23 protein-coding genes and 1 pseudogene are annotated in these 21,476 nt (G+C 75.3%); 11 read left to right on the plus strand and 13 right to left on the minus strand.

Annotation, left to right across the window (positions count from 1 at the left end; all coding sequences use genetic code 11):
- Window positions 1-259: pseudogene (locus ACWD4P_RS27580) on the plus strand (hypothetical protein); the annotation flags it as partial.
- Between the two features lie 176 nt (window positions 260-435).
- On the opposite strand, the gene ACWD4P_RS27585 reads toward ACWD4P_RS27580, so the two are convergent.
- Both ACWD4P_RS27585 and ACWD4P_RS27590 read right to left on the minus strand, forming a co-directional pair.
- Complete coding sequence (locus ACWD4P_RS27585; protein WP_449781463.1) at window positions 436-1,299, minus strand: ABC transporter permease; 864 nt, start codon at window positions 1,297-1,299, stop codon at window positions 436-438.
- Window positions 1,296-2,264, minus strand: a complete 969-nt coding sequence (locus ACWD4P_RS27590) for an ABC transporter ATP-binding protein (protein ID WP_449781464.1) — start codon at window positions 2,262-2,264, stop codon at window positions 1,296-1,298. Before ACWD4P_RS27590 ends, ACWD4P_RS27585 begins: the two co-directional genes overlap by 4 nt.
- 125 nt (window positions 2,265-2,389) lie before the next feature.
- Here ACWD4P_RS27590 and ACWD4P_RS27595 point away from each other — a divergent pair, with 125 nt between their 5' ends.
- Window positions 2,390-3,646: a sensor histidine kinase gene (locus ACWD4P_RS27595; RefSeq protein ID WP_449781465.1), complete on the plus strand. Its 1,257-nt coding sequence runs from the start codon at window positions 2,390-2,392 to the stop codon at window positions 3,644-3,646.
- A 5-nt stretch (window positions 3,647-3,651) separates the two neighbouring features.
- Window positions 3,652-4,371 carry a response regulator gene (locus tag ACWD4P_RS27600; RefSeq protein WP_449781492.1) on the plus strand — a complete coding sequence of 240 codons (720 nt, stop codon included), beginning with the start codon at window positions 3,652-3,654 and terminating at the stop codon, window positions 4,369-4,371.
- A gap of 30 nt (window positions 4,372-4,401) precedes the next feature.
- Here ACWD4P_RS27600 and ACWD4P_RS27605 read toward each other — a convergent pair whose 3' ends face one another.
- Both ACWD4P_RS27605 and ACWD4P_RS27610 read right to left on the minus strand, forming a co-directional pair.
- Window positions 4,402-5,064 (minus strand): SAM-dependent methyltransferase, encoded by a 663-nt coding sequence (locus ACWD4P_RS27605; protein WP_449781466.1) that lies wholly within the window; start codon window positions 5,062-5,064, stop codon window positions 4,402-4,404.
- A 100-nt stretch (window positions 5,065-5,164) separates the two neighbouring features.
- Window positions 5,165-5,917, minus strand: a complete 753-nt coding sequence (locus ACWD4P_RS27610) for a hypothetical protein (RefSeq protein ID WP_449781467.1) — start codon at window positions 5,915-5,917, stop codon at window positions 5,165-5,167.
- A gap of 463 nt (window positions 5,918-6,380) precedes the next feature.
- Here ACWD4P_RS27610 and ACWD4P_RS27615 point away from each other — a divergent pair, with 463 nt between their 5' ends.
- Window positions 6,381-9,179, plus strand: a complete 2,799-nt coding sequence (locus tag ACWD4P_RS27615) for a hypothetical protein (RefSeq protein ID WP_449781468.1) — start codon at window positions 6,381-6,383, stop codon at window positions 9,177-9,179.
- A gap of 125 nt (window positions 9,180-9,304) precedes the next feature.
- Here ACWD4P_RS27615 and ACWD4P_RS27620 read toward each other — a convergent pair whose 3' ends face one another.
- Together ACWD4P_RS27620 and ACWD4P_RS27625 are read right to left on the minus strand one after the other, a co-directional pair.
- Window positions 9,305-10,315: a DUF1648 domain-containing protein gene (locus tag ACWD4P_RS27620; protein ID WP_449781469.1), complete on the minus strand. Its 1,011-nt coding sequence runs from the start codon at window positions 10,313-10,315 to the stop codon at window positions 9,305-9,307.
- Complete coding sequence (locus tag ACWD4P_RS27625; protein WP_449781470.1) at window positions 10,312-10,659, minus strand: GntR family transcriptional regulator; 348 nt, start codon at window positions 10,657-10,659, stop codon at window positions 10,312-10,314. Before ACWD4P_RS27625 ends, ACWD4P_RS27620 begins: the two co-directional genes overlap by 4 nt.
- Before the next feature lie 496 nt (window positions 10,660-11,155).
- On the opposite strand from ACWD4P_RS27625, the gene ACWD4P_RS27630 reads away from it, so the two are divergent.
- The gene (locus ACWD4P_RS27630) at window positions 11,156-11,512 is read left to right on the plus strand and encodes a hypothetical protein (protein ID WP_449781471.1); all 357 of its coding nucleotides are present in this window, start codon (window positions 11,156-11,158) and stop codon (window positions 11,510-11,512) included.
- 52 nt (window positions 11,513-11,564) lie between these two features.
- On the opposite strand, the gene ACWD4P_RS27635 is transcribed toward ACWD4P_RS27630, so the two are convergent.
- A complete protein-coding gene (locus ACWD4P_RS27635; RefSeq protein ID WP_359829091.1) occupies window positions 11,565-11,846 on the minus strand; it encodes a hypothetical protein in 282 nt (93 codons plus the stop codon).
- 192 nt (window positions 11,847-12,038) lie between these two features.
- Here ACWD4P_RS27635 and ACWD4P_RS27640 point away from each other — a divergent pair, with 192 nt between their 5' ends.
- The gene (locus ACWD4P_RS27640; RefSeq protein WP_449781472.1) at window positions 12,039-12,602 is read left to right on the plus strand and encodes a universal stress protein; all 564 of its coding nucleotides are present in this window, start codon (window positions 12,039-12,041) and stop codon (window positions 12,600-12,602) included.
- A gap of 6 nt (window positions 12,603-12,608) precedes the next feature.
- Window positions 12,609-13,055: a hypothetical protein gene (locus ACWD4P_RS27645; RefSeq protein WP_449781473.1), complete on the plus strand. Its 447-nt coding sequence runs from the start codon at window positions 12,609-12,611 to the stop codon at window positions 13,053-13,055.
- 281 nt (window positions 13,056-13,336) lie between these two features.
- On the opposite strand, the gene ACWD4P_RS27650 is transcribed toward ACWD4P_RS27645, so the two are convergent.
- Both ACWD4P_RS27650 and ACWD4P_RS27655 read right to left on the minus strand, forming a co-directional pair.
- Window positions 13,337-13,765 carry an RNHCP domain-containing protein gene (locus tag ACWD4P_RS27650; protein ID WP_359829088.1) on the minus strand — a complete coding sequence of 143 codons (429 nt, stop codon included), beginning with the start codon at window positions 13,763-13,765 and terminating at the stop codon, window positions 13,337-13,339.
- A gap of 28 nt (window positions 13,766-13,793) precedes the next feature.
- Window positions 13,794-14,162, minus strand: a complete 369-nt coding sequence (locus ACWD4P_RS27655) for an RNHCP domain-containing protein (protein WP_359829087.1) — start codon at window positions 14,160-14,162, stop codon at window positions 13,794-13,796.
- A gap of 287 nt (window positions 14,163-14,449) precedes the next feature.
- Here ACWD4P_RS27655 and ACWD4P_RS27660 point away from each other — a divergent pair, with 287 nt between their 5' ends.
- Window positions 14,450-15,052, plus strand: a complete 603-nt coding sequence (locus tag ACWD4P_RS27660) for a GNAT family N-acetyltransferase (protein ID WP_449781474.1) — start codon at window positions 14,450-14,452, stop codon at window positions 15,050-15,052.
- Window positions 15,053-15,174: 122 nt separating this feature from the next.
- Here ACWD4P_RS27660 and ACWD4P_RS27665 read toward each other — a convergent pair whose 3' ends face one another.
- The gene (locus tag ACWD4P_RS27665) at window positions 15,175-15,543 is read right to left on the minus strand and encodes a VOC family protein (RefSeq protein ID WP_359829085.1); all 369 of its coding nucleotides are present in this window, start codon (window positions 15,541-15,543) and stop codon (window positions 15,175-15,177) included.
- A 649-nt stretch (window positions 15,544-16,192) separates the two neighbouring features.
- On the opposite strand from ACWD4P_RS27665, the gene ACWD4P_RS27670 reads away from it, so the two are divergent.
- Window positions 16,193-17,161 carry a Clp protease N-terminal domain-containing protein gene (locus ACWD4P_RS27670; RefSeq protein ID WP_449781475.1) on the plus strand — a complete coding sequence of 323 codons (969 nt, stop codon included), beginning with the start codon at window positions 16,193-16,195 and terminating at the stop codon, window positions 17,159-17,161.
- A gap of 72 nt (window positions 17,162-17,233) precedes the next feature.
- Window positions 17,234-17,914: a GOLPH3/VPS74 family protein gene (locus ACWD4P_RS27675; RefSeq protein ID WP_449781476.1), complete on the plus strand. Its 681-nt coding sequence runs from the start codon at window positions 17,234-17,236 to the stop codon at window positions 17,912-17,914.
- A gap of 67 nt (window positions 17,915-17,981) precedes the next feature.
- Here ACWD4P_RS27675 and ACWD4P_RS27680 read toward each other — a convergent pair whose 3' ends face one another.
- Window positions 17,982-18,398 (minus strand): DUF3592 domain-containing protein, encoded by a 417-nt coding sequence (locus ACWD4P_RS27680; RefSeq protein WP_359823412.1) that lies wholly within the window; start codon window positions 18,396-18,398, stop codon window positions 17,982-17,984.
- Window positions 18,399-18,582: 184 nt separating this feature from the next.
- Between ACWD4P_RS27680 and ACWD4P_RS27685 the strand changes: the two genes are divergently transcribed.
- Window positions 18,583-19,560, plus strand: coding sequence for a right-handed parallel beta-helix repeat-containing protein (locus tag ACWD4P_RS27685; RefSeq protein WP_449781477.1), 978 nt, complete (start codon window positions 18,583-18,585; stop codon window positions 19,558-19,560).
- A 77-nt stretch (window positions 19,561-19,637) separates the two neighbouring features.
- Here the strand turns inward: ACWD4P_RS27685 and ACWD4P_RS27690 are convergent, their stop codons facing one another.
- Both ACWD4P_RS27690 and ACWD4P_RS27695 read right to left on the minus strand, forming a co-directional pair.
- Window positions 19,638-20,903 carry an NAD(P)/FAD-dependent oxidoreductase gene (locus ACWD4P_RS27690; protein WP_449781478.1) on the minus strand — a complete coding sequence of 422 codons (1,266 nt, stop codon included), beginning with the start codon at window positions 20,901-20,903 and terminating at the stop codon, window positions 19,638-19,640.
- A gap of 136 nt (window positions 20,904-21,039) precedes the next feature.
- Complete coding sequence (locus tag ACWD4P_RS27695; protein ID WP_449781479.1) at window positions 21,040-21,471, minus strand: nuclear transport factor 2 family protein; 432 nt, start codon at window positions 21,469-21,471, stop codon at window positions 21,040-21,042.
- Window positions 21,472-21,476 lie beyond the last annotated feature (5 nt).

Raw genomic sequence — 21,476 nt, forward strand, 5'->3', positions numbered from 1 at the left:
CATCCCGCTCGGCGACGACGAGGCCACCATCCGCCGCACCACCGCGCCGATCGAGGTCGGCGGCGTCACCGGCCCGTCCGCCGTTCTGGGGGCCGTGGGCCCTGACCCTCGACGACCTGCTGGCCACCCGGACGATGGAACTGGCCGTTCACGGCGACGACCTGACGGTCGGCGTCGGGGTGGCCGGCCCCGACTCCCCGGGGAGGTCTACGAGTCGGTGATCGTCCTGCTGACCGGGCTGACCGGGCTGACCGGCTGACCGGCTGGCGGCACGGCCCGGAGGCGGTGCCGCGGGCGCTCAGCCGCGCCGAGCGGGCGCCGGGGAGCATCGCGGCGTTCTGAGGGCGGACCGTTCCGGGGCCGGGCCGCCCTCGGTGAGGGCCTCGGCGAGGGCGGGCTCCGGTGACGGCTCCGGCGCGGACCGTTCCGGTGCCGTCAGTGGTCCCGGTGGTGGATCGCGACCGCCGCGACGGCCACCGAGGCCAGCGACCACAGCGCGTAGGTGACCCAGGCGCCCGCGACGGTGGCCGGGTACTCGGTCGGGCGCAGGCCCGCCAGGGTGGTGCGGGCCAGGCGCTGCCAGGCGGGCAGCGGCAGGGCGTGCAGCAGGTCGGCGCTCCACCGGTAGCGCTCGGTGACCAGCGACGGGACGAAGAACAGCACCGCGACGGTGGCCACCGCGGCGCCCGCGCCGTGCCGGACCAGGGTGCCGATACCGAGCCCGACCAGCGCGCAGACCGGGCCGAACAGGACCGCCGCCGCGACGTACCGCAGCGCGGCCGGGTCGGTGAGGGACTGTCCGATGCCGACCTCGGAGAGGATCGCCTGGCCGACGCCGAAGGAGAGGCCGACGGTGAGCACCCCGTAGCCGAACAGCACCGCGGTCAGGACGCAGGCCTTGGCGGCGATCACCGCGCGCCGGTCGGGCACGGCCGCCAGGGTGGTGCGGATCAGCCCGGTGGCGTACTCGCCGGCGATGACGAGCGCGCCGAGGCCGCCCGCGACCAGCATCAGGATGTCCGCGGAGGCGGTGCCGAACGCGTCGTACAGCGCGATCTGCGCCATGCTCGCCGGATCCCCCTCGCCGGGTGTGGAGTGGTCGCGGGTGTAGAGCGCGGACTTGAGGTTCGCGGCGACGATCGCCGCCGCGCTGAGGCCGAGCACCCAGGGGACGGAGCGCAGCGACCAGAACTTGAGCCACTCGGCGGCCAGTAGATCGCCGAAGCGGGCGCGCGGCTCGGTGGCGGTGCCGGCGGGAACGGTGCCGGCGGGTGCGGGGGTGGCGGGCGCGGTGCTCAACGGGGTTCTCCGGCGGGGTACTCGACGCTGTCGGCGGTCAGGTCCATGAACGCCTCCTCCAGGGAGGCGCCCCGGGTGGTCAGGGCGTGCAGCAACAGGCGCTGCTCCAGGGCGAGTTCGCCGATCCGGGTGGCGTCCATGCCGCTCACCGCGAGGGCGCCGTCCGGGCCGGGCCGGACGGTGGCGCCGGCCGCCGTCAACACGGCCGCCAGCCGGTCGGGTTCGGCGGCCCGGACGGTGACGCCGGCTCGCCCGGCCCCGCCGGTCCGCCCGCCCGGCCCGTCCTGCCGGGCCCGTCCGGCCCGGGCGGAGAACTCCGCGAGGCTCTCGTCGGCGAGTAGCCGGCCCCGCCCGACCACCACGAGGTGGTCGGCGGTGTGCTCCATCTCGGCCATCATGTGGCTGGAGACGAACACCGTCCGACCCTCACGGGCGAGTCGGCGGAACAGTCCGCGCACCCAGAGCACGCCCTCCGGGTCCAGCCCGTTGAGCGGCTCGTCGAACAGCAGCACCGGCGGGTCGCCGAGCAGCGCGCCGGCGATGCCGAGCCGCTGGCGCATGCCGAGCGAGTAGCCGCGGATCCGGCGTCCGGCCGCCTCCCCGAGGCCGACCTCCGCCAGCACCTCCTCGACCCGTGCGGCGGGGATCGCGTTGGCCCGGGCCAGTGCCAGGAGTTGGGCCCGGCCGGTGCGCCCGCCGTGGGCGTCGCCCGCGTCGAGCAGCGCGCCGGCGTGCCGCAGGCCGCGCGGCCTGCCGCGGAAGGGCCGGCCGTCGACGGTGACGGAGCCGGAGGTCGGGTCTCCCAGGCCGAGGACCAGCCGCAGGGTGGTGGACTTGCCGGCGCCGTTGGGGCCGAGGAAGCCGGTGACCCGCCCGGGCCGGACGGTGAAGGAGAGGTGGTCGACGGCGGTGCGCACCCGGCGGCCGCGGCCGTAGCGCTTCGTCAGTTCGGTGACTTCGATCATGGGGTCCACGGTGCCCGGGGGCGCCGGGCGGCCGCATCGGACCGGCGTCGACACCGGAGGCCACCCGGAGCCGTACAACCACGGCTGGATGACGGGCCCGCGGACCGTCGTTACGATCGTGAACCATGCCCTCGACCCCCTCCCCGCCACTGCTCCGGCGCGTCCCGCCCGAGGTGTGGGTCGGCCTCGCCTGGTGCGTGGCCGCCGGCTACCCCGCCGTCCGGCTCGGCGGCGAGGCCTCCCAGCACCCCGGCGCCGCCGCCCACGGCGGCTGGGCGTTCACCCTGGCCGACACGGTGGTGGCCTTCGCGGGCGCGGCGCTGGTGCGCCGGCTGCCGGTGCTCTCCGTCGTGCTGCTGCTGATCGCCGCGTTCACCGAGACCGACGGCTGGTCCGGTGGCGCCCAGGTGCCGCCCGGCGCGCTGCTCGCGGTGGACACCGCGCTCTGCCTGATCACCGCCACCCGGCCGCGGCGCAGCTCCCGGGCCGCGGTCGCGCTCGTCATGGCCTTCCTGGTGCTGCACATCGGACTGGTGCACGGCGACACGGTGGGCATCTTCACCGGCACCCACATCGGCTCGGCCGACGGCGCCGCGCTGCTCGCCCTGGTCGCCTGGCTGGTCGGCCGTTCGGCGCGGCAGAGCCGGGAGCACGCCGAGGCGCTCGGCGCCCGGGCGGCCGAGGAGGCCGTCACCGCCGAACGGCTGCGGATCGCCCGCGAGATGCACGACACCGTCGCGCACAGCCTCGGCATCGTCGCCCTCCAGGCCGGCGCCGCCCGCCGGGTGATCGACCGTCGGCCGGAGCGGGCCAAGCAGGCGCTGGGCGAGATCGAGGCGGCCGGGCGGGACACCCTGGCGGCGCTGCGCCGGATGCTGGTCGCGCTGCGCAGGGCCGACGGCGGGGTCCCGGCGTCGGTGCCGCACGGGCTGGCCGACCTCGACCGGCTGGCCGCGGCGACCACCGCCGCGGGGGTGCGGGTGGAGGTGCGGAGGCGCGGCGGGCCGCTGCCGCTGCCGCCCGAGGTCGACCTGGCGGCCTTCCGGATCGTCCAGGAGTCGGTCACCAACGTGGTGCGGCACGCGGGCGTCGGTGCCTGTGTGGTCGTGGTGGACCAGCGGACGCCGGGGGAGCTGTCCGTGGAGGTCACCGACCGGGGCCGGGGCCGTGGCCAGGGGCCCGGCGGCGGGTTCGGGCTGGCCGGGCTGCGGGAGCGGGCCGCCCTGCTGCGCGGCGAGTTCGAGGCCGGGCCGCTGCCCGGGGGAGGCTTCCGGGTGGCCGCCAGGCTGCCCGTCCCGGTGCCGGCGTCGGTCCCGGTGTCGGCGCCGGTTCCGGTGTCGGTGCCGGCTCAGGGTTCCGCGGTCGGGGAGGCGGGCGCGTGATCCGGGTGGTGCTGGCCGACGACCAGCCGCTGGTGCGCGCCGCGCTGGAGATGGTGATCACCGAGACGGCCGATGTCGAGGTGGTCGGCGAGGCGGGCAGCGGGACGGAGGCCGTCCGCCTGGCCGCCGAACTGCGCCCGGACGTCGTGGTGATGGACATCCGGATGCCGGGCATGGACGGCATCGAGGCGACCCGCCTGGTCACCGCCGACGGCGGCCCGACCAGGGTGGTGGTGCTCACCACCTTCGACGAGGACGAGCACGTGTACGCGGCGCTGCACGCCGGGGCCTCCGGCTTCCTGGTCAAGGACATGGCGCTGGACGACATCCTCGGCGCGGTGCGGGTGGTCGCCGCCGGGGACGCGCTGATCGCGCCGAGCGTCACCCGGCGGCTGATCGGGGCGTTCGCCGGGGGCCGCCCGCCGTGGTCCGGGGCCGCCGGGGCTCCGGCCCGGTCCGGCGGCCGCGCCGGGTCCGCCGCCACCGCCACCGCCGCCACTGCCGCTGCCGAGCGGCGGCTGGCGGCGATCACCGGGCGCGAGCGGGAGATCCTCACTCTGGTCGGCCGGGGCCTGTCCAACACCGAGATCGCCGCCGAACTGGTGCTCAGCGTCGCGACCGTCAAGACCTACATGACCAGGCTGCTGGCCAAGCTCGACGCCCGGGACCGGGTGCAGCTGGTCATCCTGGCCTACGAGGCGGGCCTGGTCTCCGTGCCCGGCTGACCGCGCCCGACCGACCGGGCCGCCCCGGGCTCAGCGCTTGACCGCCACGCCCGCGTACATCGCGATGTCCCGGTCCCGAACGGGGGCCACACCGGCCTCCGGCCACCAGCGGTGAACCAGGGCGACCCCCGGGTCGAGCAGCTCGTAGCCCGTGAAGAAGGCCTCCGTCTCCGCCCTGTCGCGGATCTGGAGCGGGATGCCGCGCGCGTTGTACTCGCGGCCGACGCCGCCGACGCCCACCGGGTCGGTGTCCCCGGTGAAGACGGTCAGGGCGAGGAAGCTGCCGGGCGCCAGCGCGTCCATGAGGCGGCGCACGATGCCCTGGGGGTCCTGCTCGTCCGGCACGAAGTGGACCATCGCGATCAGCGACAGCGCCACCGGCCGCGCGAGGTCGAGCACCTCGCGCAGCCGGGGGTTGCCGATGATCGACTCCGGCAGGAACTGCCGTACGCCGTACTGCTCGGCGAGCCGGCGCACCGAGCGACGCATGAACTCGCGGGTGGTGCGCATCGAGACCGGCAGCGACGGCCAGGCCCGCACCGAGGCGTGTGCCGCGATCCGGTCCGCCTCGAAGTTGGTCGTGCCGCCGATGAGGTAGTCGTAGACCCGGGCCGCGTGCGGAACGTCCGTCCGCAGGTCCACCGCCCGGGGATCCTCGTACGGACCGTGCTTCGTCCGGATCTCGTTCGCCATGTCCGCTCTCCCGTCGCTGGGCACCCGCCACCGGCCGCCGTACCGGCGGGCCGTGGTGCGGATGGTAACGGGTGCCCATTGACGTTGAATTGACGATGCATCAGGCCTGTGCCTCCGGGAGGCCGGGCTCCCGCGCGGCGCCGGGCTGCCGGGGGAGTGTGACGGCGCCGGTGCCGGTCCCGCCCCGGCCGTGCGTCGCGAGTTCGAGCGCTGCGCCCGTCCAGGCGATGCCGAAGGCCCAGGTCGCCACCCACTCGCCGAGGTACAGCGGGTGCACCGACCAGGTGGAGCCGACGCCCGTCGCCCCGGCCAGGACGGAGAGCGCCAGGGCGGCCAGGATGACCACCCCGGCCACCAGGTAGGCCGTGCCCACCCGGGCCGGCTGGGTGGAGCGGGAGTTGCGGAAGGAGTAGAGGCAGAACAGCGCCAGCATGACGAACAGCAGGCCGGCGAAGACCAGGTGGAGCACCCCGACGGCGCGCTGGACGCCGGACCCGTGGCCGGAGTACGTCGGGCACAGCGCGACCCCGAGGGCGAAGAACCCGGCCGCCGTGCTCCAGCGGTCGTCCCGGCGGTCGAAGCGGTAGCAGATCAGGAACACCCCGAGTGCGCACAGCGCGCCGACGAAGAGGTTCCGGGTGTCGGTGTAGTACGAGGCGCTCATCGAGACCGGCCAGAAGCCGTCGGTGCTGCGCCCCGTCACCACGGCGGCCAACCAGTTGCCGAACGGCAGGGCCGGTGGCAGCAGGATGCCGATCAGGCCGACGCCGAGGCGCAGGATCGCGATGGTCCGAATGTCCTGGATGCTCCGCCGGGCGGCGGGGGAGTCCTGTGTGCGCGCGTCGTGAGCCACGGGCGCCTCCTAGCCTTCCGTACGGGCCCGCGGGCCCGCTGGTCCTGCGGTCGCGGGGGCGGGCGTGGCGGCGTCGGACGGGCGCCGCCACGCACCTGAGCGACCGTCAGCTTGTGTACCCGCATCGACGTTCGAAGCACCACCGATTTGAGCGGTTTACACCCCCATTGACCGTCCGGAGACCCTCTGGTCACCATTCACCACGGCCGTACGGGCGGGGCGGGTTCAACTCCCCGGCGGAAGTGCGGGAGTGCGGCTCCCACCAGGCCAAGCACGCCTGGCCGAGCCTGAATTGATCGGTACGATTCCCTTCCGATAGGCGATCGGATCTGACAGCATCGTCCGCTGTCCGGCGGCCGGAAGCCGACGATCCCCCGCAACGGTGATCCGTGCGCCGGTGCGCGCGATGTGTCCAGCCGCGGCCGGTCGGCGGCCGCCGTCCCGCTGCGCCCGTGGAGGAGCCATGACCACCAAGGCCGGTGCCCCCGGCGCCGCCCACCGCCCGGCGCGCTGGGTCCGCACCCGGCTGCGCGCGAACCCGGCGGCCGCCCTGCTGACGGCGGCGCTCGCCTTCGTCACCGTCCTGCTGACCGTGGCCGTCCCCCGCGTCACTGACCGGGGCGCGGACGCGGCGCTGCGGGACTACGTGCGCCACAAGGGCATCCACGCGACCAGCCTGCACTTCTCCGACAAGGCCCGGCCGACCGACACCGCCGCCGACCTCGACGCCCTCGACCGGCAGCTCGTCGCGCGCGTGGGCGCGAAGGTGGCGCTGTCCCCGTCGGTCATGGCGCACGGCGCCGTGACCGGGCCCGTCGAGATGTACAACCCGGGCTACCACCGGGTGAGCCACAGCGCCCCGCCCCGGCTCTCCCTGGTCCACCTGGCCGGCCTCGCCGACCGGGTGACCCTCACCGACGGCAGCCTCCCGGGCCCCGCCGCCCCCGGGGCGCCGATGCCGGTGATGGTGAGCAGCACGGCCGCCGAGGCGATCGGCATGAAGGTCGGCGACGTCGTCGACAACGGCAGCACCGGCCCCGACAGCAGGCGCACCAGCGTGGTGACCGGCCTCTTCCGGGTCGACGACCCGCTGGACCCGTTCTGGACCGGCATCGGCTGCCCGGACCGCCCCTGCCTGAACATCGACATCGAGCACGGCAACTGGCTGGGGGCCACCGGCTTCGTCGACAGCGGCAGCCTGGGCGCGCTGACCGCCTGGAGCCCGTCCGTCCAGGCCTTCTGGCGGCTGTCCGTCGACCCCGCCCCGCTGCGCGCCGACCGGCTCGAACGGACCCGCGCCGACCTCCTGCCCTTCCTGTCCGGGCCGAACGCCGTGGACCTGGCCGCAGAGACCGGGCGCGTCGGCCTGCGGACCGTCTCCACGCTGCCCGAGGTCCTGACCGGCGCGGCCGAGCGCTACCGGGCCGCGATGGCGCTGAGCGCGATCGGCCCGGCCGGCGTCGCGGGCGTCGCCGTGGTCGTGCTGTGCCTGGCCGCCGCGCTCGGCACCGACCGGCGCGCCGCCGAGCTCCACCTGCTCCGGGCCCGCGGCGCCTCGCGCGGCGGAGTGCTGCTGCGACTGCTCGGGGAGGGCGCGGTGACGGTGCTGCCCGCCGCCGCGCTCGGGGCGGTGCTCGCCCTGGTGCTGCTGCCCACCCCGCGCTGGGGCCTCGCGGTGACGGCCGGCCTCGCCGCGACCCTGCTCGCCCTGCTCGCCTTCCCGGCCCGCGCCGCCCTGCTCCGGTCGCGGCCCCGGCCGGCCGCCCGCTGGCGCCGGGCGATCGGCGAAGTCGCCCTGCTGGCCGTCACCGCCGTGGCGGTGGCCGAGGTCCGTCGGCGCGGTGTCGGCCACACCGGCCCGGGCGTGGACCCGCTGCTGGTGGGAGCGCCGCTGCTGCTGGCCGTCGCCGGCGGGCTGCTGCTGGCGAGGATCGAGCCGGTGGTGATCGGCCGGCTGGCCGCGCTGGTCGGCCGGGGCCGGGGCCTGGTCGGCTTCCTGGGCCTCGCCCGGGCCGCCCGGGACGGCACCGGCCGCCGCCGGCCCTCGGCCCTGCCGCTGCTCGCCCTGCTGATCGCCGTCACCGCGACCGGCTTCGGCGCCACCCTGCTGCACTCGGTGGACGCCGGCCGGCTGCGCGCCGCGCGGATCGCGACCGGCGGTGACGTCGCCGTCTCCGTCCCGGGCTACGCGACCCTGACGGCACCCTTCCTCCAGGCCGTGGGCGAACTCCCGGAGGCCCGGAGCGCGACCGCGGTCCGGGTGGATCCGGACGCCCGGTTCGTCGGCGCCGGCCCCAACGACTACACCAAGGTGACCCTGGTGGTCGCCGAGCCGACCGCCTACGCCGAGATCGCCCGCACCCTCGGGGTCGGCGGCTTCGACCCGGCGAAGCTCGCCGCCGCCCCCGGCGGCCCGGACACCCCGGTACCCGCGCTGTTCAGCCGCGACCTGGCCGCCCGCCTGGCCGCCGGCGCGCCGACGCTCCACCTGTCCACCGCGAGCGAACTGCGCACCACCGTCGCCGGGATCGTCACCGCGACCCCGGCCGTGCCGGCCCCGGAGCTGCCGTTCGTCGTGGTGCCCAGCGGCCCCGCGGTGGAACGCCTGCCGGAGCTCGGCCGGTGGAACGAGTGGCTGGCCGTCGGCGACGGCCTCGACCCCGAGCGGATCAGGTCGCTCCTGCTGGAGCGGGGCCTGGTCGAGCCGACCGGCCTCGACAAGCTGATCGCGGAGGAGGCCGAGGCGGCCGGCCGGGGCAGCCACGGACTGCCGCCCGCCTACCGGGTGGGCAGCAGCCGCGAGTACGCCGCACAGCTCGCCGACGACCCGCTCCAGCAGGCCGCCGGGCGGCTGTTCTGGTACGCGGCACCCGCCAGTGCCGGATTCGCCGTGCTCGCCGTCCTGCTGACGCTGCTGCGGGCCGCGCCCAGCAGGGCGGCCGTGCTCGCCCGGCTGCGCACCATGGGGCTGCGGCCCCGGCAGGGCCTGGCGCTGATCGTCGCCGAGTCGCTGCCGCGGACGCTGGTGGCGGCCCTCGGCGGCGGACTGGTCGCGGCGCTGGCGGCCCTCCTGCTCGGGCCGGCCTTCGACGTCTCCACCCTGGTCGGCGTCAAGGCCGGGCAGGCCCTGGACCCGGCGGTGCTGCCGGTGCTGTGGCCCACGGCGGGCCTGGCGCTGGTGGCCTGCCTCGGGGTGGTGCTGGAGACGCTGGTCGCGGGCCGGCGGCAGATCGGCACCGAACTGCGCGCCGGGGAGTCGTGACGAGCCGTGACGGCGGTGCGGCCGGGCGGCGGTGCGGCGGTGCGGCGAGTGGCAGCGGCCGGGAGAACGGCAGGGCGGCCCGGTCGTGGTGACCGGGCCGCCGGTGGCTCCGCCGGGAAGGCGGTTCAGCCGACGGACTGGCGGCCGCGCGCGATCACCGCGTTGAGCAGGGCGGCCCCGCGCTCGGCGTCGTCGACGCTGACCGCGAAGTCGGCGCCCCGACGGTTGCGGACCACCAGGCAGTCGCCCCCGCGCAGCATCACGGTGGTGCCGAGCCCGTTGATCCGGTAGCCCCAGCCGCCCGCCTGCCCGGCGGTGCGCCGCTCGACGCGGGCGGACTCCAGCTCGGCGGGGGACCAGCGGCGGGCGGGCCGGCCGAACGGGCCGAAGCCGACGGTCAGGCCGCGGTCGGTCACCCGTACTCGCACCGAGGAGCAGAGGAGCATGGCGAGGGCCGGTACGGCGAGCAGCAGCACCAGCGGCCCGCCCACGGCGACCACCCCGCTGACGGCGGCCAGCGCCCCCGCCACCGCGACCAGCCCGAGCACCGCAGAGGCCAGCTGCAGCCACGGGTTGGCGGCCTGGGAGAGCCAGACGATCCGCTCGCCCGGCGGGACCTCCAGCACCGGTGTCCCGGTCGCCGGGCGCGGCCCGGGCCGTCCGCCGTGGCGGCGGCTCGCCAGCAGGGCCAGCAGCCCGGCCACGCCGGTGGCCAGCAGGATCAGGACCACCTCGACGCCCATCGGCGCGGCGTCCTGCCAGCGGGCGCGGTCCAGGTTGGCGTGCACGATGGAGGCCTGCGCCCCTGTCAGCAGTGTCCCGCCGGCGGCCAGGGTGGCCGCCGCCGCCCCGGGCGCCTGGTCGGTCCGGAACCGCCGCAGCACCAGTGCGACCAGCACCAGGACCAGCCAGAACGCCGCCGGGAAGAGCGTGGCGGCCGTCAGCGACATGGAGCCGTTCGGTTCCCGTCCGCCCCAGTGGGTGGCCAGCGGGTCGGGCAGCCGGTGGCGCGCCGTGAGCGGCAGCGCGATCAGCAGTGCCAGTACCCCGACCGCCCAGGCCGCCCCGGCCCAGACTCCGCCGCGGTGCGCCGGTCGCGCCGCCGCCTTCGTCGTGGTCGTCCCCTCGTCCGTCACGAGACCCCCCTGATCATGTCCACGAGATCGTTCCTGCTGTAGCCGGCCCGGGCCGCGTCCTCGACCAACGCCCTTACCCGGTCGACCAGTTCGGACCGGATGTCGGCTCCGGTCGCGATCGTGATGCCGCGGCCCCGGCGGAACTCCAGCACCCCCTCGTCGCGCAGCGTGCGCAGCCCGCGCAGGACGGTGTTGGTGTTCACCCCCAGGGCCAGGGAGAGCTCCCGGGCCGGGGGCAGTTTGTCCCCGGGGGCGCACTCGCCCTCGGCGACGGCTCGTCTGATCGCGCCGGCGACCTGTTCGTGCAGTGGTCGGGTGTCCCCGATGTCCAGCTTCAGCAACATGGTGCTACTGACGATAGCACCATCCACGTCATGAAACGGGTCCGGGGCGTGCGGGAGGTCCGGTGACCGGCCTCCCGCACGCCCCGGACCCGCCCGCCGGTGGCGCCCGCCCTTCCCTCCGGCGCGCACGAGGCCGAAGGCGGCGTAGCGGGTATGGGCCCGGCCGGGCGCTCACAGCCCGCTACTGAACGTGTCCGCCGAATCACACGGAATGGCCGAACGGCGCCCTCTCTGCCCGGAACCGGGTCCGTCCGGACCAGGCCGCCCCGGGATGGGACGGCCCGTGTGATGGGGTCTTCGCAGGGGGAGGGCAAACAGAAATGAACGGTCAAGTTCGATCCCGAATGCGCCTGATGCGAGTGACAAAAGGGCGATCAAAAAACGGAATCTGCCAACTATGGGCATTCGATCACTATTCGAGAGTGAGACCGAATCGTTGGCCTACTCTCGCAGGGCACCGCCAGCGTCAAGCACTGTCAACCGCAAAGGAGTACACATGAACGTCCGCAGGAAGATCGCCGTCCTGGCCATGACCGCCGCGTTGGCCGCAGGCACGGCCGCGATGGGCTCCCCCGCGTCCGCCGCCGCTTGCGGTGTCCAATCGGACAGCCGGCTGCACTGCGGCAACTCGGTCGGTGCGAAGGGATACGCGGACCGCAGCTACCGTTCGATTGTCCGGGGCACATTGAACACCGACTACAACTGGTTCGTGTGCTGGGGGCACGGTGAGCAGAACCCGGGCGGCAACGACATCTGGTACTGGACCCAGCTCGACAACGGCGCCTGGGGCAACGTCCCGGCCTCCAACGTGTACACCGGCCAGGACCCGGCACCCGGACTGAGCCAGTGCTGACCGGGACGCTGACAGGCGTGCCGCCCGTCCCGCTCGCCGGAGCGCGGGATTCTCAGATGCCGTAGCGGCGTCGGCACACCTTCTCCGCCAGTGCCTGGTACGGGTCGGGCTCGGAGTGTGGGGTCAGCCCACCCGCGCCCAGCACGGGATTCGGGGCGGCGACGGCGGCCGGCTGCTCGGCGTGAGCGCGGACGGCGGCCTCCTCGCCGCCCTGGACCAGGGCGGCGAGGACCGGTGGCGGCGCGCACTCGCCGGCGACCCGGTCGCGAAGGGCCTGCTCCTGGACGTTCGTGGCGTTCGGCCGGATCGTCGAGGGCCGCCTCCATCCACCCATCCGGCGGTGATCTTCGCCTGCTGAATAGGCCGAACGGGTGAGGAGGGGATGGTGCGGCACCCGGCGGGCCGCGTATGGAGAGCGTTCGGAACACCGCCCGGGGCATCAGGAAGCCGTCAAGGGGGCCAGGTCAACCCCACCGCGGCGGTTGGGTGGAGGGCGACGGAGAACGCGACCACACGAGGACGGAACATGCACGGCAACGGGCGGTACGAGGACGGCGCGGCACCCCGGGTGGTGGTCGGCGTCAGCGGGTCGCTGGGGAGCCTCGCGGCACTGCACCGCGGCGTCGCCGAGGCCCGCGAGCGCGGCGCCGCCCTGGTGCCGGTGCTCGCCTGGGAGCCGCCCGGCGGCGAACTCGGCTACCGGCGCTCGCCCTGCCCACCGCTGCTCGCCGCCGTCCGCGAGACCGCCGAACGACGCCTGCGGGACGCCCTCGACGCGGCCTTCGGCGGCGCCGACCCCGGCGTGCCGCTGCACCCGGTGGTCGTCCGCGGCGAGACCGTCCCCGCCCTGCTGCACATCGCCGACCGGCCGGACGACCTGCTGGTCCTCGGCCGCAGCGGTGGCCCGCTGCGCCGCCGGCTGCGTCGTGCGGTGCCCGACCGCTGCGCCCGGCGGGCCACCTGCCCGGTGCTGACCGTCCCGGTGCCCGAACTGCTGCACGACCTGCACCGGCTGGAATCGGCGCACCGTCGCGCCCGCTGGCACCTGTCGGCCGGCCCGGTGCCCGAACTCCTCGCGGCGAAGCGGTAGTCCGCGGTGCGGATGTACGCGGCCCGGCCCGGCGGCACCCGCTACCACCCCGTGCTGGAACGGCTCCCGGCCGGCGCCGCGGGCACGGTGGCGCTGCTCACCGGGGGAGTGCTGGCCCTCGGGCTCGGGGCGCTCGGTGAACTGCACTCCGGCCCGCTGCCGTACCTCGGCTACCTGGTGCTGTGCGGCCTGGTCGGCCGCCGCTCCCGGCCGGCGGCCGCACCGCTGATCGGCCTGGCCGCCTGGCTCTGCTGCAACGCCTTCGCCGAGCACCACCAGGGCCGGCTCGGCTGGGCCGGCCCGTGGCCGGAGGCCGGGCACTACGCGATGTTCACGGCGGCGGCCCTGCTGGGCGCCCTGCCCGACGCATGGCCGCGCCGCACGGTACGGGTGTCGCCGCTGCGCCTCGACGACCCGTGGCCGGACGGCCCGCGCCTCGACAGCCTTCGCTGAGGCACTGAGGCACTGAGGCGCTGAGGCGCTGAGAGGCCGAGGCGCTGAGAGGCCGAGGCACTGAGGGCCCGAGGAGTCGAGGCGCCTGCCCATGGACGGTTCGCCCGTACGGACGGACCGCGCCGGGGAGCCGGGGGCTCCGGCCGGTATCCGGAGCCCCCGGCGAACCGGTGGAGTCAGGTGGCCGGGCGCGCGTGGTGGTCGTCGGTTCGGACAGCGGGCCCGCCCTCGGGGACGGACCCGCCGCGACCACCCGCGCGCCCGGTCGGGGGTGCGGACGCCTACAGCGTGCGCAGGGCCCGGTGGGCCAGGGTGGTGTCCCGCAAGGGCCTGAGGGCGAGGTGGACCAGGGCCAGGGCGTTGTCGTCCCCGGCGATCCGGTTCGCGCTCAACTCGCCGCAGGACAAGCACTGGTGGATGATCATCCACTCGCCGTCGGCGCGGACCGACAGGCTCAGCGCGGCCATCCGGCCTCCGCAGCCGGCCGCCCGGTCACCCGGAGTCCGGCCGTCGACATGACGGCTGGCCAGGCAGTTCGGGCAGTGGTTGCGGTGGGCGGTGCCGGGGGCGTCCAGCGGGACGTCCAGCCGGCAGTCCACACAGCGGAAGGCGTTCGCCCGGTGACCGCCCTGCTCGTGCAGGACGTCCTTGTACCGCTGCGGGCGGCGGTTCCGCCGGCCCCCGCCGGCGGTGTTCCCGTGTCGTGGCACGTTCGGTGCTCCCTCGTCCGCGCGCGGCTCAGAGCGTCCCGAACGCTTCGAGCGGGAACGGCGGTTGGGCGAGCGGCCGGACGGCCATCCGCATCAGGACGAGCTGGTTGTCGTCCGTGCAGACCGGGGTGGACGTCAGCTCGTCGCAGCGCACGCACCGGTGGACGACCGTCCAGTCCCCGGTGCGCAGCACCGCGATGGCGATTGGCGACATCCGGCCCAGGCAGTCGCTCGGACCGCCCTCGACGTGGTCGAGGACGTGCCGTGACTGCAGGCAGGACGGGCAGTGGTTGCGCCGCGTGCCGTCGGCGGCGTAGGTGGAGACGGTCAGACCGCACCGGACGCAGGCGAAGGTGGAGGTCTTCAGAGTGGGGGGAGTGCTGGAGGTGCTGGACACCCGGGGTGCTCCTTGCTGAGGGGGTTCTGCGATGGCAGCAAGAGCAGGCCGAGTGGCCTCGACGGTTCGTCAGGCCTGGTCGTCAGGCGGTGTGGCGAGGCGCACTCGGCGCGATCCGGGACATCAAGACACCCTCTCCGGCCGGGCGGTGGCCCGGGTCGATCGGTACGGAACGGAACGGCGCCAGCGTAACCGGGCCGGTCGCACGGGTGCCAACGAATAATTCCGCCCGCGCCCACCCTCGCCGCCGGGCCGGAGATAAGGGCGCGCAGGATGTCCGTGTGCAGATGACCAACGCGCCGCGGCCGGCGACCCTCGATGACACGTCGTCCGTCAGTCGATTACTGACCCGGGCCTTCGCCGACGACCCGATGATGTGCTGGTTCTTTCCCGACCCGGCCACCCGGCCGGCGGGGCTGGACGGCTACTTCACCACGCTGTTCACCCGGCAGTACGTCCGGCACGGGGTGTGCGAGCGGACGGCGGACGCGGCCGCCTTCTGGGTGCCGCCGCACGCGCAGGACAAGGCCGTCCCGGACGAGGAGACGCTCCGGGCACTCGTCGAGCCGCTCGGCGACCGTGCCGAGTCCTTCCGGCGCTCCGTCGAGGCGGCCGCCGCCAACACGCCGCAGGAGCCGCACTGGTACCTCGCGGTGATCGGCGCCGACCCGGCCGCCCAGGGACGGGGGCAGGGCGCCGCACTGCTGCGCTCGGGCCTGGCCAAGGCCGACGCGGCCGGGCTGCCGGTCTACCTGGAGTCCTCCAAGGAGTCGAACCTGGCCGTCTACGGGCACTTCGGCTTCGAGGTGCTGGAGGAGGTCCGGCTGCCGGAGGGCGGGCCGGCGCTCTGGGTGATGCGGCGTGTCACCGGTGGCCGCCGGCGGCGGTAGGCCTCGTCCCGGGCCCACCTCGCGGGAACAGACGGCCCCGGTGCTCGGCCAGGACATTCCCCCGTCGCCACGAAACGGGTCCGGCGCCACCACTCACACGGCGGGGCCAGAACCCGACATCGTCACTCTCGGACGTGACTGTGAACGTTGACGACGCTTCCGTCGGGGGCTCGAACGAAGAAGCGCCGGATCCCCCAGGGTTCCGTGGTCAAGGGATAGACCACCTGGTACCCGCGGCGCTCGGCTTCGGTGTACGCGGCATCGACGTCTTCGACTTCGACGGCCAGTGTCGATCGGGACGTGTGAGGGTCCCATGAGTCCGCGGCAGGGGATACCACGGTCATCTGCGCCGTCGGATTGTCCGGCGAGGCCAACATCAAGAAGCCGGGCTCGTCCATGCGCACGTCCATGCCCAGGAAATCGCTGTAGAAGCTCCGGCTCTCCCCGATGTCCCGGGTCGCGACATTGGGCATGATGCGGCGAACTCTCATGAGCGCACTGTAGCCGAGGGCCGCTCCGCGACTCTGTCCGAACGACAGGCCCTAACCGCCGACCCGGGGCCCGTCGGTCGCCGGAGGGCGGCTCCACCGGGACGGCGAGCACGTTCACCCGGGGCCCCGCCGCGCAGGACGGCGAGCGGGAGCGGGCGGCCGGTCGCGCAGGCCGGCATCGGGCGCCGGAGGGCCTGGGCACCGCCCGCCGGTGCGGCGGCCTCGGCGCGCGGCAGGCCCCCTCGTTGCGGCCCGGCGCGGGCGCCCCGGCAGGGCTCAGGTGGGCGCGGCGGATCCGGCCGTCGGCGGGCAGCGCTGCGTCGGTCCGGAGTGCGGTGTCGGTGACCCGCACGGTGTCGTCGGCGTGGGCCGGGATCGTTCGGCCGAGTGCGTCAGCCGTCCCCGCTGTGACCGTCCTGGCGAGGTCGGGCCCGGGGCCGGGGGCGGTGCCGAACCGCGGCCATGCCAGCCGACCGGCGGCGGCGTCGGCGCGGTGGCGACCATCCGGGAGCAGGCGTTTCCGCCTCGAGAACCGGCCCCGGCCCGTGCCGCCGCGGTCTTCCTGACGCGTTCTTGACGTGCGGATAATTCCCATGGGATGGAAAAGCCGGAATACAGTGCGAGTAAAGCCGTAGTCGTGGGAGGGCCGATGGAAACGACCATGCTGGAGCCGGACTGGCGCGCGCTCGGCGAACCGGGTGGCGGTCGGCTGGGGACGGAACACCTCCTGATCGCCGTGGCCGCGCAGCCGGGCCCCACCGGCGCGGCCCTCGCCGCCGCCGGGGCGGGGGCGGACACCCTGCAGGCCCTGGTCCGGGAGCGGGAGGGGCACTGGACGGCGGACGACGGGCCCACTGCCGTGCCCGCCGGGGAGGTGCTCGGTGCCTCCGCAGAGGGGGACCGGCCGCTGAGCGCGGCCGCCGCCCGGGTGCTCGCCGCCGCGACCGAGCAGGCCCGGCGGGACGGCGAACCGGCCTGCACCGCCGTCCACCTGCTGCGCGCCCTGCTCGATGACGGAGCCGACGGAGCCGACGGAACCGACGGAGCCGACGGCCCGACCCGCGCCGCCGAGCTGCTGCGTGCGGCGGGCGTCACGCCGCGGGCCGTCCTGGACCGGCTCGACGCCGCCGTGCGGCAGGCCGCCGCCGAACGTCCGGACGGCGGCGGCCTCGACCCGCTGCTGCGCCCCACCCGGGAGGCGCTGCTGGCCCGCCGCACGCACCGGGCCCCGCGCTGGAGGCGTCTGCTGCAGCCGGGCTCCTCCGGTGCGGCGGCCTGGATCCGGGCGGAGGCCGACGCCCAGGCCGAGCGCCTCGGCCGCCGTACGCCGGGCACCGAGCACGTCCTGCTCGCACTGCTGGCGGCGGGTGAAGTGGCCCGCCACGAGCCGGGGTTGGCGCCGGAGGCCGACGGTGGCGAGCTGCTCGTCGGGCTCGGTCTCGGCTACGCCCGGGCGTACGCCGCGTTGGAGTCCGGCGAGGTGACGCTGCCCGCCGACCCGCGCTCGGTCGAGGCCTATCTGGCCGATCTCGCCGGTCAGGGCACGGACCGGTTGGTCCGGGCGTTGTTGGAGGAGGACACGCGTGCCCGGCGTCTGGCCGAGGCCCTGCGTGGCTGAGGCGCCGCCGGGCCGGGGCGCCGTACGGCCGCGGGACCGTGGGACCGTGGGACGAGGAGAGAGGGACATCCGATGCACGTCACCCTCGCGGAGGAGCTGATGCTGCTCTCGCTGGACGACGAGTCCGGTGTGGCGAAGGACGCCGCCACCGCCGCCTGGGCCGCCGCGGGCGGCATCCTGGCCGAGCTGGTGCTGGCCGGGCGGGTCGCGATCGAGGACGGCCGGCTGAGCGTCACCGACCGCACCCCGACGGGTGAGCCGCTGGTGGACGACCGGCTGGCCCGGCTCGACGAGTGGGTGGCCGGGCGCCGCGCGGGCCGGGCCAAGGCGGCCGACTGGCTGGTCAAGGACCGGGCCACGGTCGTCGCGGACACCGTCGGGCGGCTGTGCGAGCGGGGCCTGGTGGCCGAGGAGCGGCGCCGGGTGCTGGGCATCTTCCCGGTCCGCCGCTACCCGGAGGCGGACGACAGCGTGGAGCGCGAACTGCGCGAGCGGTTGGCCGCGGCCGTGTTGAACGGCGCCGAGCCGGATGTGCGCACCGCCGCGCTGGTGGCCCTGTTGCACGGCTCCCGGCTGCACCGGCTGGCGTTCCCCGGGCTGCCCGGCAAGCGGGTCGAGCCGCGCTTCGCCGAGATCGCCGCCGGTGACGGGGCGGCCGATTCGGTCCGTGAGGCGATCCGGACCATGCAGCTCACCATGGTCGCCGTCACCACCGCGGCCGCCGTGGCGGCGACGACCGCCGCGACCGTCTGAGTCCGCGGGCGGGCCGCGCGCCGAGCCGGGTGCGGCCCGCCCGGCGGGTGTCGCGGTGCCGCACCGCTCAGAGCACCGTGGCGCCGAGGGTGATCGAGCCGAGCACCACCAGGACCCCGAGTGCGAGGAACCCGTACTCCAGTCCCGTGCGTTCCCGTCCGTCCACCAGGACCTGCCGCGGGTCCGCCGGGTCGTAGCGGACCGGGACGAAGCCGCCGTCCGGCAGCGGGTGGCGGGGGGTGGAGGGGACGGGGGAGAAGATCTCGACCACCCGGCCGTCCTCGGTCTCGAACTGCAGCAGCGGCCGCGGCGGCAGCGCGTGGTCCTCCGGTGCCAGGGCGCGCTCGCGCACCAGTGCCCGCACGGGGACGCCGACCCGGCGCAGCCGCCGCAGTTCGCGCAGGCCGACCACGCCGGCGAGGTAGGCGACCACGCCGCCCAGCGCACCGAACACCACCACGGCGAACCCGGCCGTACCGCCCATCGCCGCCTCCCTGTCCGCGAGTCCGCGAGTCCGCGAGTCCCCAGGGCTCCAGTATGGCGCGGGCGGGGCGCTCTTGACGCCCCGGAATGGTCCAGTCCACTCTGAGTGGCGGCATGTTCCTGTCATCACCGGCCCTCCGTCACCACACCCCGGCCGGTCCCGACCACCGCAAGGAGCACCGTCCGTGACCAGGCGCCCCGCCGTCCTCGCCGTCCTCGCCGCCCTCACCCTCGGCTGCGCCGCCCCGGCGGCCGTGGCCGCCACCCCCGTCGCCCCGGCGGCCGTGGTCAAGGTCAGCACCGCCAAACAGCTCCAGAGCGCGCTCGCCGCCGCCGCGCCCGGGCAGACCATCCAGCTCGCCGACGGCACCTACTCCGGCAACTTCAAGGCCACCACCCCCGGCACCGCCGCCGCCCGGATCACCCTCACCGGCTCCGCGAAGGCCGTCCTCACCGCGCCGTCCGGCGGCGGCTACGGCCTCCACCTGAACGGCGCGAGCTACTGGACCGTCCAGGGCCTGACCGTCACCGGCGGCCAGAAGGGCATCATGGCCGACTCGGCGAACTACGTGCTCCTCGACGACGTGACGGTCCACCACACCACCATGGAGGGCGTGCACTTCCGCAACTCCAGCGCCCACGGCACGCTGCGCGGCTCGCGGATCCACGACACCGGCCTGAACCGGGACGGCATGGGCGAGGGCGTCTACGTCGGCACCGCCAACACCCTGACCGACCGCAGCGACTACGTGCAGATCACCGGGAACACCTTCGGTCCGAACATCGGCGCCGAGAACGTCGACCTCAAGGAGGGCACCACCGGCGGCCTTGTCTCCGGCAACACCTTCGACGGCGACGGCCTCACCGGGCGCAACTACGACGACTCCTGGGTCGACGTGAAGGGCAACGACTACGTCGTCGAGAACAACACCGGGCGGCGCACGACCGACGACGGCTACCAGGTCCACAGTGTCCGGCCGGGCTGGGGCTGCGGCACCGTCTTCCGGGGAAACCGCTCCGACCTCACCGGTGCCACCGGGCCGGACCGGTACGCGATCGACGTGACCGACTACGACGCGGCCACGTGCGGGGTCACGATCGGCGCGGGCAACACCGTCACCGGGGGCCGGGGCCTGGTGAACCCCGGCATCCCCGTCGGCTGACGGCCGTGCCCTTCGGTCGACGGCTGGGGCCCGGTGGCCGACCGACGGACCCGTCGGCCGGCCACCGGGCCCGCCCGCTACAGCGAGTGGAGCGGCACGGCCGGGTCGGCCAGCGCCTTGGTGTCCACCACCCGTCCCGAGCGCACCAGTTCGCGGATCGGGTCGGTGACGTCCCAGACGTTGACGTTCATCCCCGCGAGCACCCGGCCGCCGGAGAGCCAGAACGCGATGAACTCGCGGGTGGCCGGCTCCCCGCGGAACACCACCTGGTCGTAGCCGTCCGGCTCGACGTAGCCGACGTACTCCATGCCGAGGTCGAACTGGTCCGTGAAGAAGTAGGGGACACGGTCGTACACCGCGTCCGGCTGCCCGAGCAGCGCGCGGGCGGCGGTCTGCGGCTGGTTGAGCGCGTTGGCCCAGTGCTCGACCCGGATGTGCTTGCCGTACAGCGGGTGGTAGGCGTTGGCGACGTCGCCGGCCGCGTAGACGTCCGGGTCCGAGGTGCGCAGGTGCCGGTCGGTCTTGATCCCGTTGTCGACCTCCAGCCCGGCCGCCTCGGCCAGGCCGGTGGCGGGGGCGATGCCGATGCCGACGACCACGGCGTCGGCCGCCACCGTCGTGCCGTCGGCGAGCTTCACGCCGCTCACCGTGCCGCCCTCGCCGGTCAGTTCGGCCACCCTGGCGCCGAAGCGCAGGTCCACGCCGTGCTCCCGGTGCAGATCGGCGAAGACCTGGGCGACCTCCCGGCCGAGCACCCGCAGCAGCGGGAGTTCGAGCGCCTCCAGCACCGTCACCTCGGCGCCGGCCTCCCGTGCCGCGGCCGCCACCTCCAGCCCGATCCAGCCCGCGCCGATCACCGCGATCCGGGCGCCCGGCCGCACCGCCTGCTTGATCCGGTCGCTGTCCTCGACCCGGCGCAGGTAGAGCACCCCGTCCTGGTCCGCGCCGGGAACCGGCAGCCGGCGCGGCACCGAGCCGGTGGTCAGCAGCAGCTTGGCGTACTCCACCCGGCCGTCGTCGGCGAGCGTCACCGTGTGCGCGGCCGGGTCGATCGCGGCCACCGCCGTGCCCAGCCGCAGCGTGACGTCGTGCTCCGCGTACCACTGCGGCGGGTGGACGTAGATCTTCTCCCGGGGCGTCTTGCCCTGCAGGTAGCCCTTGGACAGCGGCGGCCGCTCGTAGGGGCGCTCGTGTTCCTCGCCGATCAGGACGATGCCGCCCCGGTAGCCGGCCTCGCGCAGCGCCTCGGCCGCCTTCGCGCCGCCCAGGGACGCCCCGACGATGACGACCGGGCGCTCCCGCCCGCCGTCCGTTCCGGTCGTCCCGGTGTCCGTGCCCGCCATGCTCGACTCCTCGCTCTCCGGCCGTGGTCGCGCTCAGCCTGCCGCCATCCGGGTGGCGTGTCGAGACCGCGCCTGGCGCGCCGCACCACGCTCGCCCGCACGAGTGAATGTGGGGTGCGGGCGGGCTCCGGGCGCCTCACCCGGTCATCGCGTCCCTGACCAGCGCGGTGTCGGTGAACTGCTCGAAGCGGACGATCCGCCCGCCGCGCACCGTGAACCGGTGGGCGACCCGCACCGCGAGCGGCCTTCCGGTGGCCCTGTGGACGGCCGTGTAGCGGCCCAGCACCACCACGGTCTCGCCGTCCACCACGTAGGTGTCGTCGTGTGCCGTCCAGTCGTCCCACTCGGCGGCCAGCCGCTCCATCACATTGGCGGTGACGCCCTTCGGGGTGCGGTACGTGCCGCCCAGCGGGAAGCCGGCCATCTCGGTCCACTCCACGTCGTCGGACAGGGTGGCGCGCAGCGCGGCCAGGTCGCCCCGGGCGGAGGCCAGGTACTGGCGGCGCACCACGTCGGCGGGGGCGGGCGACTCGGCGAAGGAGGCGACGTCCCGCGGGATCTCGATCACCGTCC

It is taken from the genome of Kitasatospora sp. NPDC002543, assembly GCF_053594915.1.

What these genes read in the sequence shown, in the direction of transcription:
- ACWD4P_RS27635 (WP_359829091.1), bottom strand. Translation starts at nt 11,846, where the DNA reads ATGGGTGGATGGAGGCGGCCCTCGACGATCCGGCCGAACGCCACGAAC.
- ACWD4P_RS27630 (WP_449781471.1), top strand. Translation starts at nt 11,156, where the DNA reads ATGAACGTCCGCAGGAAGATCGCCGTCCTGGCCATGACCGCCGCGTTG.
- ACWD4P_RS27675 (WP_449781476.1), top strand. Translation starts at nt 17,234, where the DNA reads ATGCACGTCACCCTCGCGGAGGAGCTGATGCTGCTCTCGCTGGACGAC.
- ACWD4P_RS27670 (WP_449781475.1), top strand. Translation starts at nt 16,193, where the DNA reads ATGGAAACGACCATGCTGGAGCCGGACTGGCGCGCGCTCGGCGAACCG.
- ACWD4P_RS27595 (WP_449781465.1), top strand. Translation starts at nt 2,390, where the DNA reads ATGCCCTCGACCCCCTCCCCGCCACTGCTCCGGCGCGTCCCGCCCGAG.
- ACWD4P_RS27605 (WP_449781466.1), bottom strand. Translation starts at nt 5,064, where the DNA reads ATGGCGAACGAGATCCGGACGAAGCACGGTCCGTACGAGGATCCCCGG.
- ACWD4P_RS27690 (WP_449781478.1), bottom strand. Translation starts at nt 20,903, where the DNA reads ATGGCGGGCACGGACACCGGGACGACCGGAACGGACGGCGGGCGGGAG.
- ACWD4P_RS27625 (WP_449781470.1), bottom strand. Translation starts at nt 10,659, where the DNA reads ATGTTGCTGAAGCTGGACATCGGGGACACCCGACCACTGCACGAACAG.
- ACWD4P_RS27665 (WP_359829085.1), bottom strand. Translation starts at nt 15,543, where the DNA reads ATGAGAGTTCGCCGCATCATGCCCAATGTCGCGACCCGGGACATCGGG.
- ACWD4P_RS27590 (WP_449781464.1), bottom strand. Translation starts at nt 2,264, where the DNA reads ATGATCGAAGTCACCGAACTGACGAAGCGCTACGGCCGCGGCCGCCGG.
- ACWD4P_RS27660 (WP_449781474.1), top strand. Translation starts at nt 14,450, where the DNA reads ATGACCAACGCGCCGCGGCCGGCGACCCTCGATGACACGTCGTCCGTC.
- ACWD4P_RS27680 (WP_359823412.1), bottom strand. Translation starts at nt 18,398, where the DNA reads ATGGGCGGTACGGCCGGGTTCGCCGTGGTGGTGTTCGGTGCGCTGGGC.
- ACWD4P_RS27615 (WP_449781468.1), top strand. Translation starts at nt 6,381, where the DNA reads ATGACCACCAAGGCCGGTGCCCCCGGCGCCGCCCACCGCCCGGCGCGC.
- ACWD4P_RS27640 (WP_449781472.1), top strand. Translation starts at nt 12,039, where the DNA reads ATGCACGGCAACGGGCGGTACGAGGACGGCGCGGCACCCCGGGTGGTG.